This is a genomic window from Streptomyces sp. NPDC048623 (assembly GCF_040650755.1).
GTDB lineage: Bacteria > Actinomycetota > Actinomycetes > Streptomycetales > Streptomycetaceae > Streptomyces.
Genome location: NZ_JBEZHV010000045.1, coordinates 16,225 through 31,926, shown reverse-complemented (window position 1 = coordinate 31,926; position 15,702 = coordinate 16,225). Strand labels below are relative to the sequence as shown.

16 protein-coding genes are annotated in these 15,702 nt (G+C 70.2%); 4 read left to right on the top strand and 12 right to left on the bottom strand.

Annotated features, from left to right (window positions below; genetic code table 11):
• Positions 1-483 precede the first annotated feature (483 nt).
• Together AB0C73_RS35290 and AB0C73_RS35285 are read left to right on the top strand one after the other, a co-directional pair.
• Positions 484-882: an SSI family serine proteinase inhibitor gene (locus AB0C73_RS35290; RefSeq protein WP_362537914.1), complete on the top strand. Its 399-nt coding sequence runs from the start codon at positions 484-486 to the stop codon at positions 880-882.
• A gap of 123 nt (positions 883-1,005) precedes the next feature.
• Positions 1,006-1,506 carry a hypothetical protein gene (locus AB0C73_RS35285; RefSeq protein WP_362537912.1) on the top strand — a complete coding sequence of 167 codons (501 nt, stop codon included), beginning with the start codon at positions 1,006-1,008 and terminating at the stop codon, positions 1,504-1,506.
• 40 nt (positions 1,507-1,546) lie between these two features.
• Here AB0C73_RS35285 and AB0C73_RS35280 read toward each other — a convergent pair whose 3' ends face one another.
• From AB0C73_RS35280 to AB0C73_RS35225, 12 genes are all read right to left on the bottom strand, one after another.
• Positions 1,547-2,176 (bottom strand): hypothetical protein, encoded by a 630-nt coding sequence (locus AB0C73_RS35280; RefSeq protein WP_362537911.1) that lies wholly within the window; start codon positions 2,174-2,176, stop codon positions 1,547-1,549.
• 108 nt (positions 2,177-2,284) lie between these two features.
• Complete coding sequence (locus AB0C73_RS35275) at positions 2,285-2,689, bottom strand: hypothetical protein (protein WP_362537909.1); 405 nt, start codon at positions 2,687-2,689, stop codon at positions 2,285-2,287.
• A 4-nt stretch (positions 2,690-2,693) separates the two neighbouring features.
• On the bottom strand, positions 2,694-2,930 hold the full coding sequence (locus tag AB0C73_RS35270; RefSeq protein WP_362537907.1) for a hypothetical protein: 237 nt from the start codon (positions 2,928-2,930) through the stop codon (positions 2,694-2,696).
• A gap of 201 nt (positions 2,931-3,131) precedes the next feature.
• Complete coding sequence (locus tag AB0C73_RS35265) at positions 3,132-3,419, bottom strand: hypothetical protein (protein ID WP_362537905.1); 288 nt, start codon at positions 3,417-3,419, stop codon at positions 3,132-3,134.
• A 208-nt stretch (positions 3,420-3,627) separates the two neighbouring features.
• The gene (locus AB0C73_RS35260; protein ID WP_362537903.1) at positions 3,628-4,545 is read right to left on the bottom strand and encodes a ParA family protein; all 918 of its coding nucleotides are present in this window, start codon (positions 4,543-4,545) and stop codon (positions 3,628-3,630) included.
• Between the two features lie 30 nt (positions 4,546-4,575).
• The gene (locus AB0C73_RS35255; protein ID WP_362537901.1) at positions 4,576-6,111 is read right to left on the bottom strand and encodes a ParB/RepB/Spo0J family partition protein; all 1,536 of its coding nucleotides are present in this window, start codon (positions 6,109-6,111) and stop codon (positions 4,576-4,578) included.
• Positions 6,112-6,282: 171 nt separating this feature from the next.
• The gene (locus AB0C73_RS35250) at positions 6,283-7,317 is read right to left on the bottom strand and encodes a C40 family peptidase (RefSeq protein WP_362537899.1); all 1,035 of its coding nucleotides are present in this window, start codon (positions 7,315-7,317) and stop codon (positions 6,283-6,285) included.
• 3 nt (positions 7,318-7,320) lie between these two features.
• Positions 7,321-7,878, bottom strand: coding sequence for a hypothetical protein (locus AB0C73_RS35245; RefSeq protein WP_362537897.1), 558 nt, complete (start codon positions 7,876-7,878; stop codon positions 7,321-7,323).
• Entirely contained in the window at positions 7,875-10,334 is a 2,460-nt protein-coding gene (locus AB0C73_RS35240) for a hypothetical protein (RefSeq protein ID WP_362537895.1), read from the bottom strand. Before AB0C73_RS35240 ends, AB0C73_RS35245 begins: the two co-directional genes overlap by 4 nt.
• Positions 10,335-10,342: 8 nt before the next feature.
• Positions 10,343-13,000 (bottom strand): ATP-binding protein, encoded by a 2,658-nt coding sequence (locus tag AB0C73_RS35235; RefSeq protein ID WP_362537893.1) that lies wholly within the window; start codon positions 12,998-13,000, stop codon positions 10,343-10,345.
• A gap of 63 nt (positions 13,001-13,063) precedes the next feature.
• Positions 13,064-13,417 carry a hypothetical protein gene (locus AB0C73_RS35230; RefSeq protein ID WP_362537891.1) on the bottom strand — a complete coding sequence of 118 codons (354 nt, stop codon included), beginning with the start codon at positions 13,415-13,417 and terminating at the stop codon, positions 13,064-13,066.
• An 11-nt stretch (positions 13,418-13,428) separates the two neighbouring features.
• Positions 13,429-13,785, bottom strand: coding sequence for a hypothetical protein (locus AB0C73_RS35225; RefSeq protein WP_362537890.1), 357 nt, complete (start codon positions 13,783-13,785; stop codon positions 13,429-13,431).
• A 228-nt stretch (positions 13,786-14,013) separates the two neighbouring features.
• Between AB0C73_RS35225 and AB0C73_RS35220 the strand changes: the two genes are divergently transcribed.
• A complete protein-coding gene (locus AB0C73_RS35220; protein ID WP_362537888.1) occupies positions 14,014-14,820 on the top strand; it encodes a ParA family protein in 807 nt (268 codons plus the stop codon).
• A complete protein-coding gene (locus AB0C73_RS35215; protein WP_362537886.1) occupies positions 14,817-15,614 on the top strand; it encodes a hypothetical protein in 798 nt (265 codons plus the stop codon). Before AB0C73_RS35220 ends, AB0C73_RS35215 begins: the two co-directional genes overlap by 4 nt.
• Positions 15,615-15,702 lie beyond the last annotated feature (88 nt).

Below are 15,702 nucleotides of genomic sequence, written 5' to 3'. Positions count from 1 at the left end.
GCACCCCGCTACGACGTCGGCAAGACCGTCAAACGCCCCGAGACCCTCAAGGCCATCGGCAAGCCCGGAAGATCTTGGTAGATAAAGAACAAGCTGACCGCAGGTTCACCGAGCTTCCCTCTACGACGTACCCGCAGGAGTTCAAGTCGGCCGCGGGCCAGGCCGGTGCCGTCACCGGGGCGGTCGCGAGCGCGGGAGACGCGGCCCCCGCCAGGAGCGCGGCAGCCACGGCCGCGCCGGAGATCATCAGTCGCATGACGGGACCAACCCGCCCCGAGCGACCAGCCGTTACGGGTCCTCGGCCGTGATCACTCCCCGGGGTGACCGTCCGTTTGGGCGCCCCGCACATAGGTACGCCACGCCCCGCCGCCCCGCCTTCGGCGCCGCTTCCACGGCAGCACGGAGCAGCTCCTCGGCCAGGCCGCGGGCCGTGCCCTGATCGAGTGGCGTGACCGGCCCCGCTTGGCCCCCGTTGGGCCGACCATGAAGAAGATCATTACCTTCGCCGCCGCAGCCGCCTTCGCCGCCGCCCTCGCTGGCACTGCGACCGCCGCCCCCGCACACGACGAGGGAACCCACCTCCACCTGACCCTGTCCCGCACCGTCGACGGCCAGGACGAGACCGGCAACATCTGGCTGGACTGCCCCGCCATCGCCCGGACCGGGCACCCCCACCCCGAATCCGCATGTGTCGCGCTGGACGAGGCCGGCGGCAACCTCGACGCCCTCCCCGGCAGCCCCCTCACCCGCTGCTCCGACGTGCACAACCCGGTCACGGTCACCGCCCAGGGCACCTACCAGGGCCGCCGAATCGACTGGAGCCGCACCTACACCAACGAGTGCCAGGCCTACGCCGCCACCGGCGCGGTCTTCGATTTCTGATCACCCCGGTTGCCCCTGGTGCCGCCCACACCGCGCCAGGGGCAACGCTCGCGATCACCCGTCGTGGTGGAGTCCCCGCAGGCCTCCCCCCTCCCCCACCCAGGCTCCGCGATCGTGGAACCCATGCACCCCCGCCACACCGCCCCGCTCCTCCTCGGCGCGCTCCTCCTCGCCGGCACCGGCTGCGTCGCCGTCCCCAGCACCCCGCCAGGACCCGCACGACCGCCCGCAGGCCTCGCCCCGGCCGACGACCGCCCACCCGCCCCGCTCCCCAGCGCATGGCCGGCACCCACCCAGGGAGTGCCCCGCGAAGCGCTCGCCACCACCGAGCCCCTCCCCCAGGCCTCCGAGCCCGCCGCCGACCCAGGCCGTCATGACGACGGCCGTGTCCCGGACCAGCAGGCGCCCGCCGCGAACCACGGGCGCAGCCCCGCCCGGCAGGCCCCGCAGCCGAGCACGCCGCAGAAGCAGAAGCCGCGCCCGAAGGCGAAGTCGCCGAAGCGCACCGTCAAGCCCCGTCCGGCCAGTACGGCCGGGGACCTCCGGCAGCTCTGCCGAGACGCTGAGCGAGTCCAGATCCCGTACGACGTCTCTGGCCTTTGCCGCCAGGCCTACGGCCGCTGAGGTCGGCGGGGAGCAGCCCCGCTCGTACCCCTTCCCCGCGTCATTCGGTCCACAGGAGGTGGAGGCTCACGGGCTGGTAGTTGGGGTCGGAGCCGGTGAGCAGCCAGCGGTAGAACTCGGGCACGCTGGTGAGCCGTACGACGATGCCGAGTGCCTTGTCGTCGTACGGCTCGCTGACGGCCCGCAGGTCCCACGCGAAGCCGAGCGGGGTGGCCTGGATGATCCGGCGACCGTAGATGTGCCCAGCCGTACGGGCCGGGACGGGGGTTCGGCCGCCGGGGAGGTCTGGGCGCGGCGCGAGACGCCGGAGGAGAGCGGAGGGGTTGCTGGTCGGCGGGGGAGGGGGCGGAGTGGCCCCGGGGGAGGGGGGCTCGTAGGGGAGCCGGTGCTCGACATAGACGTCCTCGATGGGGAGCCGCCGCGGATTCAGCGGGCGGGCGGCGTCGTACTGGCTGCGCCAGAAGTCGAGTTCGGTGACGACGTGAACGAAGTCGCGGTCGCGGTCGCCGACGATGCGGAGGTCATGCAGTACGCCGACGCCGGGGTCGGAGGCCATGGCGGCTCGCCCGTGGAGGTCCATCACATGGGCGGCGGGAACGGGGACCGCAGGGGGAGGGACGGAGAGCATCCAGTCACCGCTCGCGATGGTCAGTTCCGGCAGCTCGTCCATGGGGGCAAGTATTCCCGACGGTCCAGTGGGGGAAGCGCGAGACCAAGCCATGTGAAACAGGAAACGGCCCCGCCTCGACGAACGAGGCGGGGCCGCGGTGATGGTGAGCTACGACTTGGGGCTGACGAGCGATGAGACGAGCGCCGCGCTGGTGCCGAGGAGCGTGCCGGCGTCCCGGTGAGAGACCCCGGCGTCGACCAGGCGGCGAGCGATGGGGAGGGCGGCAGCACGGGCTTGGCGGGCGAGCTCGTCGGAGAGCTCGCGCTTGGCGCGGGCGTCGGCGATCTCGCGGTCGAGCTTCTTGTCGCCGGTGCTGACCTCGACCTCCAGCCGGATGTCCTCCGGCTGGAGGTCGTCTCGGGTGTTGGCGATGGCGCGGCGTACGCGCCGCTCCAACTGGGACAGGGAACGGTGTTCGGCGTGCACGTCCGGCAGCTCGGTGACGCTCGCGTGCCACAGGCCGCCTGAGGTGAGGAGGGCGGTGGCGTGGTAGCTGCGCGGGGTGCTGGTCATGGGGTCAGTGGGTCCTCTCGATGACGATCCCCACGGCGCGCGCGACGGCGAGCAGGTCGTCGTCCTCGGTGCCGGGGGCAGCGGTGGCGCGGCGGAGCCGGTCACTGATGCCGGGCAGGAGTTCGGCGGCGGCGCGGACGACGGACGGCTCGCCGGGGGCGACCGCCAGTTCGGCGAGGATGCTGGAGGCATCCATGGCCTCGCGCGGGGCGACGATGGGGGTGGTGGTGATGGTGGACAATGTGAACCTCCGTGATCGGAGACAGAGGCGCGGCATGGTCGTTGGGAAGCGGCGGGCCGCGCCTCTTGCCGTATGAGTGCGGGTGATCCCGCTCTCCAATAGTGTTCAGCGCCTGAACACTTGTCAATCACCTGAGTAGGTTCGCGCGTCGGCGGTGATGTGGCTCAGTTCCCGGTGGGGGACTGCTGGGCCGCTCTCGTCTCAGCTCCCGTCCGCCCTTGACTGCGGGTGGTGGAGCGTCAGGTCGAACATCGTGTCCGAGTAGCGGCGGGCGGCATCGCCGACCCTGGCCAGCTGCTCGCGCTCCTCGGCTGGCCCCGGCGTTCGAAACTTCGCCTCGTCATAGAAGAACCGGACGACTTCGTACACCAATTCGGCGCGCACGGTCGCGTCGCCGAAGGCGGTGCCGGCCAGGCCCGTGCCCTCGGCCCTGGCCCCCAGCCACGCCTTGCGCAGCGCCGCTCTCAGCTCAGGCTCAAGCTCTGCCATTCGGAACCTTCCCTCTGAGGTTGATCTCGTGGTCCCCAACCTAATCCGCACTATCTGCTCGGGGCTTCGGCGTAGGGGCTGGCGATCGGCCAGAGCGCGGTGCCGTCGCTGCGCCGCGGATCAGTGACACCGGCACCACACGAAGGGCGGCACCGGGGGTGCCGCCCTTCGTGTTTCCCGAGGGAAACATGTCGATGTGTCGAGAGGATCAGGCGTTGCGCCAGGGGAAGCCGAGCGCGGTGGCGACCTTGTTGTATTCCTGGGCGGGCATGCTGTTCGGTGCCAGGATCGGAACCGGGCATTCGTCCCGGTAGATCTTCGGGACTTCGCCGGACCAGTGCACGAGCGGCAGCAGGACATCGGCGTAGGCCTCTTCGATCTCGCCCAGCGTCCGGCGGTGCTCCGCCGTCCCGAAGGAGGAGTTGGGGGCGCAGCAGACCAAGACGTGCCGCATCTCGGGCTGGATGCCCTTGACCGCGTACTTCCGCAGGTCCCTGATCTCCTGGAGCTTCTTCTCAAGACGGACCAGGGCGCCGCCCTCCTTGAAGGTGCACAGGATCGGCGGGACGACCTCGCCGTCGACGTTCTTGTCGAGCGCGACGAACGCGGTGACCGTGGCCCGGCCGTAGGTGGCGGGGCAGTCGATGAGGACGGCGTCCCACTCGCCGTCCATGTCCGCCAGGCCGTCGCGGATCCAGTAGGAGTCGGCGTACTTGGGGTCGTTGAGGAGCCGCTCGGTCTCGTCGACATCGGGGTCATCGACGTTGCCGGGCACGATGAACACGTTCTCGATCGGCTCGTACGCGGCATCCGGGTCCTCGGGATCGATGTCATCGACCAGGTAGCGGGCCTGGACAACGACGTCCCGGAGCTGGACCTCCTCCTTCATCACATCGGTGACGCTCTTCTGCCCGGGGCGGAACTTGCCGTACCCGAGGACCAGGCTGGAGTTGCACTGGGGGTCCAGGTCGATGACGAGGACCCTGTAGCCGCGGAATCCGAGGATCGCGGCCAGGCTGGTGCAGGAACTGGTCTTGGCCGTGCCGCCGGCCTTCAGGGCGAAGACCAGGACGCGGGTCTTCGCCAGGATTCTGGTACGGGCTTCGAGGACTGTGCTGGGTGTCATGGGAATCTCCGGGGGAAGGGGGAGCGGCGATCACTGCGCCTTGGAGGGGACCAGCCTGAGGAGTTCCTGTTCGTACTCGGTGGGCTCGTACGCGACGGCCTTGTTGGTGATGAGGAACTCTAGGTGGGCCCGATCGCGGTCGTCCCACTCGGGATCGTTCTCGGTGGCGTGCACTTCGTTCGCAGCCAGGGCGATGGCGAACGCGGCCCGGCGCTTGAGGCTGGCGTCGTCGCTTTCCGAGACCTCGGTGAAGTAGCTGGACGGCCGCTGGCTGTTCGGCCCCTTGCCCAGGTCACGCAGCCAGGAGTGGGCAAGGGCGGCTGCGGCCTTCCACTCGATCGGGTTGAGGACGGCGTTGACCAACAGCGCGGACAGGTCCGGTGCGCTGGCGTACTTCTCCTGAGCGATCAGCATCTGGCACGCGAGGCTGCGGCGCTCCGCCGACTCCCCGGCCGCCGCGATCCGGTCCCGCTCCGCCTGGTCCTCGGGCCCGTCCCCGTCCGGGCCGGCGCCCCCACCTTCACCTTGAGGGTCCTGCTGCTCCTGGTCGTTGCCGTCACCCGTGCTCTGGTGGGGGATCGGCGACGACGACGCGCCGGCCTCGGAGCCGTCTCCGCCGTCAGGCTGGCCCGAGGCCTCTGTCTCGTCGGCACCGTGTTTCCTGCGGGAAACATCGGCGGGGCTGGACTGGCTGCTCTCCTCGCTCTCGGCCTCGTCGGGCGCCTCGGTCATCGTGTTTCCTGCGGGAAACACGGTCGACTGCATCTTGAGGCGGCCCTTCGCAGCCTCTGCGGTGACGCCCTCGTCCCGCATCCAGCCGAAGGCCCGCAGTTGGAGTTCGTGCGCGGCCTCGGTGTCATTCTTTTTGTCCGCGTCCCGGATCGTCGACAGCGTGTAGCCGTCGCCGTGCGACATCCTGCGCTCGTGGAGCTCGTCCTGGATCTCCTGGGGCAGGTCCAGGAGGTTCAGGAACTTGCTGACCGTGCCCCGGGTGCCATAGCCGGAGCGCTCCGCGATCTGCTCGCCGGTCATGCCGCGCTGGCGCAGCAGATCGAGCTGGAGAGCCTGCTCGATGGGGGAGAGGTCGTCGCGGTCGTTGTTCTCGGAGATCAGGTTCTCTTCGACCGTGCGGTCCTTGGCCCACCGGTCGCGCAGGATCAGGAGCATCGGCTTGCCCGCTGCGAGCGCGGCGGCGTGCCGCCGGTGTCCCGGCCCCAGGATGTACGTGCGCTCCGGATACTGGACTTGGTCGGCCCACTCCGGATACTGCGCCATGAACAGCTTGGTGTGCATGGCCGCGCCGGGCGTGTGGACGCCCTGGCGCTTCACGCTCTCGATCATCTCGTCCATGTTCCGCAGCGCGAGGCGACGGTTCATGGGGTTGGGGCCGATGTCGGCCGGGTTGTGCTCGAAGAGCTCACCGTCCTCCGGCTCCAGCGTGTGGATACCGGTAGGGCCACCTCCGGCAGGGGGCTCCGGGCTGTCGACGCCAGCCTCTGCGCGCGCGGCGTTGAGTTTCCCGCCGCCCTTGTTCCGCTTGGGCGTACGGCGCGCTGGCGTCGGCATGGAGGTCCTCCCAGGTGGTGCCGGTTCCGACTGCTCCGAACCCTAGCGGTCACAACGCACGGTTCAGGAGACAGGGGACGAAGCGGCCTCCTGCCGGGCAGAGCAGCGGCAGAGAACGAGGGAGGGGGTGGCACCGACCGATGCCACCCCCTCCCCCGCGTCATGTTTGGCTCAGGCCGGGCCGCTGATCGCCTCCATCTGTGTGGTCGGCAGACGCCCGAACTTCATCGGCTCCTTCTTCGGGTCGTACTCGCGCACACGGACGGGGATCCCCGTGCGGGCGGCCTCGACGGCGACGCCGGGCCGGACCACGATCAGCACGTGCTCCGGGCCGCCCGGCGCCATGCGGGTGAAGATCAGGTCGCCGCTGCGCTCCTGGCCCTCGGCGATGGGGACGGCCACGCTGTACATCTGCTGACTCGTGCGGACCTTGAGCTGGTAGCCCGTCTGCCGCCAGCCGTAGACGATCAGGCCGGAGCAGTCGAACGAGTCCGGGCCGGTGGCCCCCCACACGTAGGGCTTGCCGACCTGCTGGAGCGCCACGCGCACGTAGCCGGCGACGTCGTCGCTCGCGGGGGCGCCGACCGGGGTGCAGCCGGATGAGTTGATCTGCTCGATTCCGCCGTCCGTCATGCCGGCGACGATGCCGACGGCCTTGGGCTCGTGCTTGGCGTAGGCGTACGGGAACCCGCTGCGCTGTACGGCCTGGGCGGCGTCGGTGACGGCCATCCGCTCCCAACCGGGCACCTTCTGGAGTCCCTTGTAGAACTTCCAGGAGGAGTAGACCGGGTTCATGATCTGCTCGCGGGTTCCCCACCCCTGGCTGGGGCGCTGCTGGAACAGGCCGATCGAGTCGCGGTCGCCGTAGTTGATGTTCTTCAGGTTGGACTCCTGCAGAGCTGTGGCGATGGCGATCACCTGGCCCTTGACGGGGATGCCCATGTTGCGTCCGGTGGTGACGATCGTCTCGGCGTTGGCCATCTGGTCGGGGGCCAGGCTGTAGCTGGCGCCGGTGCTGGAGGCCAGGTGCAGGCCCCCGGTGACGCAGCTGACTCCTGACATGGAGGTGGCCTTCGACCCGAAGGCGGACACGGCTGAGCTGACGATAGCGACGGGCGCGAGCACGGTGCCGACGGCCGCAAGGCTCAGCAGCAGAGCGTTGCGGCGTGCCCGGGGCGAGCGTGCGGCGGCGATGGCGAGGAGCACGGCTCAGCCCGCCTCTGTCTGGGCGCCCGGCTCGATGTCGGACACGCGCCAGACACCGTCACGGTCCAGGAGCATGGTCACGGAGACGAGTCCGGTGTTGGTCGGCACCGCGACCTCCGTGCGGGCCGTGCTCCCGGTGTCGGTCAGCCGCAGGGGGCCCGTGACGCCGGTGGCGCCGATGTTGTCGGGGTCGACGGTGGCGAGCCGGGCGGCCAGCTTGTCGGTCGCCATGACGGCCACGGAGGCGTACCAGACCTGGAAGTCCGGCTGGTGGCTGGACCAGGCGGTGACGAAGTCGCGGGCGACGGTGAGGGCCTGGCCGTAGTCCTTCGAGGAGGTGGGGGAGGGCTCCGCGCTGGACTCGTCCGGTGTCGGCGTTGGCGAGACGGTGGCCGGCGCCGTCGTGCTGGGGGCGGGGGCCGGGGCGGCGGACGGCCGCCCCGGCGAGGTGGTGAGCGCGGCGACTCCCGCGACGAGCGCGACCAGGACGAGGAGCGTGACCAGCAGCCGCCGCGGACTGTGCATGGGCCAGCGCCAGAGCTGGCCGAGAAGCGGGCTCATCGGCCGTCCTCCTCGGGGGCGTCCACGCGGTTGTCCTGAACAGCGAACCCGTCGGCGGCCGGGTCGTAGAGGACGTAGACGTGGTTGCCGTCCGCCTCGATCGTCGGGGGCACGACGACCGGCGCCGTGGGTTCGGCGAACGGACGCTCAGCCGCCGGTGCCTGAGATGCCGCCTGAGCCGCCGCCGGCGCGGCGCTCTGCTCCGTGGCCGGGACGACGCCGGACGGCGAGGGCTCGGCATACGGACGATCCGCCGCCGCCGGCGTCGTCGGCCGCGGACCGCTGCCCGAGGGCAGGGCGGCGCGCTGCGTGCGGGTGGGGATCTCCGTGTGCGAGCTGGCCTGAGCGCGCGGCGCGGGGACGGCCGCCGCAGCACCGGCGCCGCCCGGCAGCGGGCCCGGGACGAACGGCGCGCCGGACACGGCCAGGTTGTCCCAGTCGGGACCCTGGCGGCCGTAGCCGACAGGAGCGGGGGCGATGGCTCGTGTCTCGCGCCGGTCGTGCTCCAGGTCCGCGACGTACCAGGAGTCGGCGTCGAGGACGTTGTCGTGGGCGCGCCGCGAGGGGGGTTCGATGGCGTCGTGATCGTTGGTCCACTCGTCCCACGACCCGGGGTCGACCGGTCCGTGTCCTCCGGAGCCGTTGCCCTGCGTCCGGCCGGTCTCGGTGGTGTCGTCCTCGGTCTCGTCGAGGACTTCCTGGGCACCGGCCTTTCCGGCGTTGGTGCCCATGCGCCGCAGGGCGCGGCGCAGGATGTATGCCTTGCCGAGGGTCTTGGCGACCTTGGCGGGGCTGCCGGCGATGCTTCCGGCGCCTTCCACCCAGTTCTGGTTTGGGTTGGCCATGGAGCTCAGGCGCCGCAGCGGCTTGACCATGCGCCACAGGGCCCAGGTGATCACGAGGAGGAGCAGCACCTTCATCCACGGGTTGATGGAGGTCTGGTCCTGGATGCTGCGGATGGCCAGGGCGTCAACGGCGGCGGCGGCGGAGAAGAGCGGGATGTTGATGCACGCGGCCATGATGCTGTGCAGTCCGGTCTTGACCGCGCCGGCCATCCGGCGGTGCAGGCCGATGACGGCGATGGCGGGAAGCAGGACGATGACGAACCGGATCATGATCTTGCCGCTGATGATCACGAGGTCGGCGGCGTTGGAGAAGAGGTTGGTGGAGGCGGCGCTGGCCAAGCTCAGCCAGGCCTGTCCGTTGCGGCCTCCGGCCTCGCCCGTCAGGTGGCGGTAGGCCTGCGGGTCTTGGTTCTTGATCGCCAGCGCGAGTCCCTTGTACTTCTCCTGCTTCTTCTGCACGACCGCCGCCCGCTCCTTGGGAGGCAGCCGGTCCTCTGCCCAGGTCAGGGCCTGGGCGTCGAGCAGTTCGGGGCCGTAGTGCTTGGCGACCTCGCTGTCCGTGCTTCCGAGCTCACCGCGGAGCCAGTGCTGGTAGAGCACGTGGTGGACGAGCATGTTGCCGTGCGCGGTCGTCGGGTTGGCGGGGGTGGAAGCGGAGGCCTGCGCCGTGGTGGCGCCGCTTTCCTGGGGCTTGCCGCTCAGGTCGACGTCGGCGAAGGCCTGGTCGATGTTCGATGTGACGGTGGACAGGGCGTCGTCGGCGAAGCTGGATGCCTGTACGGGGTAGCTGGCCACGCCGGTGGCCAGGGCCATGACGAGCAGCGCCCATCCGACCTGCGAGACGACGCCGGAGGTGTCCTTGTTGCGGGCCTGGAAGACGATGACGGCGCCGAGGGCGACGAGCGAGGCGCCGATCCAGTTGTTGTAGACGGCGTCGCGCACCGCGCGGGTGGCCTGGGTGATGACGGGGTCGAGCTCGTCGAGGAAGTCGGTGTCACCCGTGGCCTGCTGACGCAGGCTGACGGTGAAGGCCGTCCAGCTCTTCGTGATGCCGAAGACGGTGTTGGCCAGCCAGGACTCGGCAGCGGGCTCGACGACGTTGCCGATTGCGCCGCCTGCTGTGATGCAGGCGAGCTGGTAGTTGTTCCAGCTCATCCCCGCGAAGCCGTACTGCTCGTAGAGATGCCCGGCGTCCGGGTCACGGGGAGCCGGTGCCTTGGCTGGGCCGGAGTCGAACCAGGTGGCCGCCCCCTCGTTGGGGGACTCCGGGGCGGGGGGCTTGCAGGCGCCCGTGGTGTCGTCGAGGATCTCGCCGGGGCCCGGCATGTACGACGAGGTGTCGTTGACGCCGCCTTCGCAGTAGGTCTTGGCCTGGCCCTTGATCAGGGCGCAGGGGTCTTCCTTCTCCTTGTCGGCGCCGCCCTTGTTGCCGCCCTGGCCGCCCTGGCCGGCGCCGCCGGCCTTGCAGTACTCGTAGCTCGGCGTCCCCTTCAGCGGGGCGCACGGGTCGGGCGCGGCCTGCGCGGTCCCGGCGAGCGGGACGGCGAGCATGAACAGCACGGCCAGGACGGGCCCGAGACGCCCGGCGGCGCGCAGGCGGGCTCGCTGCATCAGGCGGCTCACAGGGCACCTTCCAGGGTCGTGGCGGTCGAGGTGGTCCAGGGGTTGGCCTTGCGGGGGTTCGCCGTCGAGTTCAGCGCTTCCAGCAGGCCCGGCCGGTGGCGCAGCGGGATGGTGATGCGCTCGATCCCGCCCGCGCCGTCGGAGAAGATGAACTCGCGGTCGCCGCGGTGCTCTTCGGCGCCGTGCGCCTGCGCGGAAAGGCCCTCCAGCACCTGCTCGTAGCCGTTGCCCGCCTCGACCTTCAGCAGCCGCAGCGCGGACCGCTGCGCCTCGATGCCGACGGTGCGGCCGACGAAGACGGAGTCGACCCAGTTCTCGATGCCGGCGTCGATGATGTCCTGGCCGTCCTGCGTCGCGAGCAGCACGCGCGCGTTGTGCTTGCGGGAGTCACGGCCGGACTTGCGCAGCAGCTCACGGCCGGACGAGACCTGCTGCATGACGTGCGCCTCGTCCTGCCACAGGCCCTTGCGCTCGTGCAGGTCCCGGGCGTAGATGCTGCGCTGCGCGTACCAGCCGGCCAGGTAGAGCAGGGGCATTGCGTAGCGCTCTTCGAGCGACCATTCCTCGCGGTCGGTGTCGCTCTTGGGCAGCACCAGGCCCCGCATGTTGAGGACGACCAGGCGCCAGTGGCGGGTCTGGTAGCCGTCGTCGCCTCCGCCGACTTCGGGGAAGACGAGCTGGCCCTGGGGCAGCTCGGCGGCCTGCTCCAGGAGGTCGGCGATGTCGTCGGCGTGCTCCTGGTGGCTGCCGCCCAGGGCGCGGAGGGCCTTGATGATGTAGCGGGGGGAGGAGTGCACGGACGTGTCCGCCTGCGCAGCCGCCTTCATCATCACCAGGTGGGTCTCGGGGGACTTCGCGATCTGCGGCGGGAGCATGCCCATCAGGACGTCGCTGGCCAGGGTGCGGCGGTGACCGGCGGCACGCTGCATCTCCTGCCGGTAGGCCGTCTCGGCGGCCTGCGCGGGGTTGTCCTCGTCGCGGTACTGCTCGGCGGTGTAATGGGACAGGTCCGGGTCGGGAATGATCCGGTACGGGTTGAGCGTGCCCGGGTCGGCGGCCATGAGGTCGATGGCCTTCGAGTAGGGGCGCAGCTCGGGCATGTCGCACAGACGGCGGACCGGGCCGGAGGGGTCGAGCACGACCCAGGGAACGCCCATCTGCACCGTGTGGTAGACGGTGGCGCCGCCGAGCGCGGTCTTGCCGGAGCCGAGGGTGCCGAGGATCGGGGTGAGGCCGGAGGACTCGCGGATCTCCTGGCTGTGCCAGGGGTGCCACATCACCGGGCGGCGCGCGGTGCCGCTGGTGTAGCCCAGGTTGAAGCCCCGGCGGTCGCCGACGGAGGCCGAGACCGCGGGGAGGCTCCCGCCGAGGGTGCGCACCGGCATGCGGCGCACGTACGCGTCGCTGCTCAGCGGCTCGCCGGGGATGAACTCGCGGGCGAGCGCCCACTGTCCGCGGGGGTGCTCGATGCGGGCGTGGACGCCGTACTTCTCCTGGACCTTCTTGATCCGCTCGCGGAGCTTGTCCTCGTCGTCGGCGGCAATCGCGATGCGGAACCATCCCTTGGTGCGGGTGGACAGGCCCACGGGGCCGGATCGGATGTCGTCCTCGATGAGCTGGCCGGCACCGGCCTGCCGGGCCAGCGACAGCGGCACGTCGACTCCGTGCTCCTGGTGGTGGCGCACCTGGTGCCGTACGGCGTCCAGCTGCGTCCTGATCTCGTCTCCGGCCTCCGTGGACTCGCGGATGTCGATGGTGGCCGAGACCTCGTAGGGGAACGGCAGCTGGTCGAGGCGCTGGAGCCACGGCCCCCATCCGTCCTCGGGGATGGCCGGGAGGTCCATGCGGCCGAAGGTGAGGACGGACACGTGGCGGCTGACGCGGCGGCCGTTGCGGTCGCCGGAGACCGTGAGGAACGGGGAGTAGGGGGTCGGGGAGGACCACTCGATTCCGTCGGTCCACTCGTGCAGGTCCGATGAGCTCCAGACGTCCTCGGGCTGCGGGCGGGTGGAGAGCGGGGCGGGCAGGCACAGGCCGAGGGAGCGGGTCATGAGCCAGTCCATGTCCGCCGCAGGTGCGGGGGAGGCGTTCATGCCGGGCCCGGCCATGATGCGGTCGACGTCGCGGATGTCGCTCTGGAGGGCGGCGAGCTGCTTGTCGATGGCGCTGCGGAGCAGCTTCTGGACGGCCTTGCCGGCGCTCGTGATGCGGCCGATCCGCACGCCGTAGTAGACGACCTTGTCGTCCAGGGGCAGACGCGCCACCTTGGCCTGCTCGTCGGCGAGGTACTGCCCCCAGGTCGGCAGGGGGTTGACGACGCTGCGGTGCAGCTCGGCGGCCCAGCGGGCGACCGGGTAGGGGCGGTGGGTGACCCGGATGTGCAGGCGGCGGCCGGTCAGCTCGGCGAGGCGCTGCGCGTGCGCGCCGATCAGGCTGTTGCAGTCGGCGGCCGTGCGGAAGGACCAGCGGACCGGGGGCGCGACGTACCAGGCGGTGACGTGGCCCGTCTTGGTGATCGTCAGGTTGCCGATGACGTCGGTCAGCTGGAGGCCGGTGGGGGTGGCGCGGCGGGTCTCCTCCCCCGCGTTGGAGCTGGTGAACAGGCGCGCGCGGCGACGGGGTGCCGACTCGGTCTTTGAGGCGGAGCGCTTCATAGGTGCGATTCCTCGTGTCTGTTGGGCAGAAGGTGGTGCGGCGGGGAACGTGGTCCGCGGTCGTCAGCGGCGGCGTCGGAGGCCCGTGAGGGACATCTCGGCGACGATCGCGTGCGTCTTCTTCGACCGTGGTGCGCGGACCTCGTTCCAGAACGTCTTCAGCAGTGCCTTGACACTGCTCTCGTGCGTCACGTGCGGCATGATCCGCCGCGTCAGGTAGACGACGGCCAGGAGTCCCCACAGGACGCCCCACACGCTCATCAGGCCGGTCTTGTTGAGGATGACCAGCATGATCAGGGTCAGAACGGCGCCGACCCCGTACGCCTGATACCGGGCACGCCACGGCAGCTTGGTGCCGGGGGGCCCGAGGAAGACGTTGTCGACGGTGTAGACCTCGTCATCGGTGTGCATCCGCATGGCGGGCCGCCTCAGGACCACACGAGACTGACGAGCCACGAGCCGACGGCGCTCGCCGTCGTCCCGCTGCCCATCGCAGCGACGGCCAGGCCGAGCAGGGCGATGCCCGCCGTGACGACGCTGCCCGCCCAGTCCTTGCTCTTCGCGCGGAAGACGATGACGGCGCCGACGATCAGCAGGCCGACCGACAGGAAGTTGTCCCTGATCCACGTCGACAGGCCACCGGTGCTGGCGGCGGCCAGGTCCACGGACGCGGCATAGGCCATGCCGGCCTGCGGACCGAGGGCGAGCACGGCGGCCAGTCCGGCCACCTGCCCGATCCGGATCAGGCGCGCCCGCCGCGCGCTGCTGGGGGTGGAGGGGTACATCGAGGGTTCTCCTCTTGCAAGTCGGGGACCGATAATCCGTCAAGTCCCTTGTAACTAGCGGAACATGACACTTGGACTCCACGATAGAGCCCCGAAGGCCCGGTTGGCAGGCAAATTCGCCATGTCGTCAACACGTCTCCGCAGCTCAGGAGTTGAGCCCTATCGTGTCCCACGTAACTTCGAATCGACCCGTTACGTCACCCCATCGAGGAGAGAGACAGGTATGCCATGTGGCTGGGCGTGGGGAAGGGGAAGGGCGGCGCCGGATGCACCACCGCCGTCCTGGAGCTGGCGCACGCAGCGAGCCGGCGCACCACCCGCGACGGCCGCCCGAGGAGAGTCGTAGTCCTCGACCTCGACCCCCAGGGCGACGCGACCGAAGCACTCGCCCCCGCGGCCCGCGGCCCCGGGATCAAGGCCGCGCTCACACCACCCGACGACACCGGGCACAGCCCCCTGCCGCTGCGCCACGTCCTCGTTCCCACCTCCTGGGACCGGATCTGGGTGGCACCGGCAGACAGGTATCTCGCGAACAGAGAATCAGACCTCACGCCGCACGGAATTGCCACGCTGCGGCGCGCCCGGCTGTCAGGTGAACTTGAAGACCTGGCGGACGACGTCATCATCGACCTGCCCCGGCACTTGGGAAAGCTGTCCGCGACCGGCCTCCTCGGAATTGAGCGGCTGTTTATCACCTCGCGCCCCACGATGTGGAGCGCACAAGGTGCCGAGGAAATGAGATACAGCGCCACCCGGATTGCGCAAAAGGGAAACCCTGAACTCGAAATAGCCGGATTCATTGTCTCCGCATTTTCGAATACGGGAGACGAGCGGCGTGTGCTCAAAGAAATGAGAGCAAGATTCGGGCGGAAAATCCTTTCGCCGATGGTTCCCCGGTGCACCCGCGCGAGCGAGTCACTGGAGAGCTACCACATCCCATGCCGTGAATACGGAGACCCCGAACTGGTGCGTCTCGCGGACGTCTACCAGAAGTACTACGACAGAGTCCTGCGACTCAGTGAAGGCGTGCGATGAAATCCCGAAAGCAAAAGCAGGCCGAGAATCCATCGGGAGGGCGCCGCCGACAGCGGCCGGCCACGATCCGACAGCGCACCGAGCCCGACCCGGTCGACGTCGCCCTCGGCGACACCGACACCGACGGCCGCACCGACACGACGTCGCCCTCGGCGACAACGACAGCGACAGCGGCGACACCGACAACCGACGTTGGCGGCAGCGACAGCGACAACCGACACGACGGCTCGCCCGGCGACGACCGACAGCGACAACCGACACCGGCCGGACCGACACCGGCGGCAGCGACAGCGACAACCGACACGACGGCTCGCCCGGCGACGCCGACAACCGACACCGACACCAGCGCACCGACACCGACACGGGTGGCGGCGCCACCGACGGCCCCGCCACCGACACGATCTGACGCTGCGACGGCCGAAGCCGGGGAGCCGATGAAGTCGGTCTCCTACTCCCTGCCTCCCTCGCTAATCGAACGCGTGAGGGCGGCCCAGTGGCACACCCAGCTCAAGCCGGACGGCCACCACAACGTCTCGGAGCTCGTCCGTCGCGTCCTGCTCGCCGAGGTCGAGCGCCTGGAGCGGGAGCACAACGCAGGCACCCCCTTCCCCCGCGTCGAGCGCCTGCCCACCGGGCCGAGCCCGCGAGGGGCCGTCAGGGGCGCCCAGATCAGGGCAGCGAGGAGAGGCCGGTCAGACGCCGGCGAAGCCCAGGAGCAACCCGCAGGCGAGGCGGCAAGTACGCGACGAGGAGTAACGCAAAACCCCGCCTCGGAGGGCGGGGCGGTGAGGTGAGGCTGAGTCCTCAGATCCTCGTTCCTGCGGTTCAGCTCTCAGCCTACACCCACTGTCAAGCCCAGAGAGGAGACACGACCATGACGGA